The sequence below is a fragment of the Rhodococcus sp. ENV425 genome (genome assembly GCF_002887785.1).
Taxonomy (GTDB): domain Bacteria; phylum Actinomycetota; class Actinomycetes; order Mycobacteriales; family Mycobacteriaceae; genus Rhodococcus; species Rhodococcus aetherivorans.
The window spans coordinates 1-1,319 of the sequence record NZ_PCZU01000176.1 but is presented as its reverse complement, the minus strand read 5'-3'; the positions used below and the strand labels follow the sequence as shown (position 1 = coordinate 1,319).

1 protein-coding gene and 1 pseudogene are annotated in these 1,319 nt (G+C 71.6%); both read left to right on the top strand.

All coding sequences use genetic code 11. The features are described from left to right. Positions 1–174 (top strand): annotated as a pseudogene (murD, locus tag CQZ88_RS31050) (UDP-N-acetylmuramoyl-L-alanine--D-glutamate ligase); the annotation flags it as partial. Continuing rightward, positions 171–1,319, top strand: a 1,149-nt coding sequence (ftsW, locus tag CQZ88_RS14235) for a putative lipid II flippase FtsW (protein ID WP_102799926.1), incomplete at its 3' end; no start/stop codon positions are given. The pseudogene murD and the gene ftsW, both read left to right, overlap by 4 nt.

Sequence of the window (1,319 nt, the reverse complement as noted above, 5' to 3'; positions counted from 1 at the left end):
CCCGCGGCCATGCGGGTCGCGGTGCGTGAGGCGGCGTCGCTGGCGACGGCGGGCGACACCGTGCTGCTGGCGCCGGCCGCCGCGTCGCTGGACATGTTCGCCGACTACGCGCAGCGTGGTCGCGCGTTCGCCGCCGGGGTCGAGGAGCTGCGCGGGGGCGGGACGGGGCAGTGAACGCCCCGCAGCCCGCCGACGGGACGGCGCGGAACCGGGTCGGGCTGTGGCTGGCCCGGCCGCTGGCCTCGTTCCACCTGATCGTCACGATCGCGGTGCTGCTCACCGTGCTGGGCCTGGTGATGGTCCTGTCGTCGTCGAGCGTCGAGGCCGTCGCCACCAACGGCTCGGCCTACGGCCTGTTCACCTCGCAGGCGATCTTCGCCGCTCTCGGCCTGGTCATCTTCTATTTCGCCCTGATCGTTCCGGTGCGGGTGCTGCGCCGGTTCTCGTTCCCGGCGTTCGCGGTCACCGTCGTGCTGCTGGTGCTGGTGCTCATCCCCGGCATCGGCACGCTGTCCCAGGGCACCCGGGGGTGGTTCGTCATCGCCGGCGTGTCGCTGCAGCCGTCGGAGCTGGCCAAGATCGCCATCGCCGTGTGGGGCGCGCACCTGCTGGCGTCGCGCCGCGGCGACCGCTCCAGCGCCCGCGAGATGATGGTTCCGCTGGTCCCGGCGACCCTGGTGGTGACCCTGCTGATCATCCTCCAGCCCGACCTGGGCACCACCGTCTCGCTCGCCATCATCGTCCTCGCGCTGCTCTGGTTCGCGGGTCTGCGGCTGCGGGTGTTCCTGACGATCGTCGGTACCGCCGCCGGCCTGGCGGTGCTCCTCGCGCTGACCGCCGGGTACCGGTCCGCGCGGGTGCGGGCCTTCTTCAACCCCGGCGCGGACCCGCAAGGCATCGGCTATCAGGCGCGTCAGGCGAAGTTCTCCCTGGCCGACGGCGGGTTCTGGGGCCGGGGGCTCGGGCAGAGCCGCGCCAAGTGGAGCTACCTGCCCAACGCACACAACGACTTCATCTTCGCCATCATCGGCGAGGAGCTCGGCTTCCTCGGCGGCCTGGCGGTGATCGGCCTGTTCGGTCTGTTCGCCTACGCCGGCCTGCGGATCTCGCTGCGATCGGTGGATCCGTTCCTGCGGCTGCTCACCGCCACCGCCACCACCTGGATCATCGGGCAGGCCTTCATCAACATCGGCTATGTCGTCGGGTTGCTGCCCGTCACCGGCCTGCAGCTTCCGCTCGTCTCGGCCGGCGGCACCTCCACCGCGACGACGCTGCTGATGTTCGGCCTGATCGCCAACGCGGCGCGGCACGAACCCGAG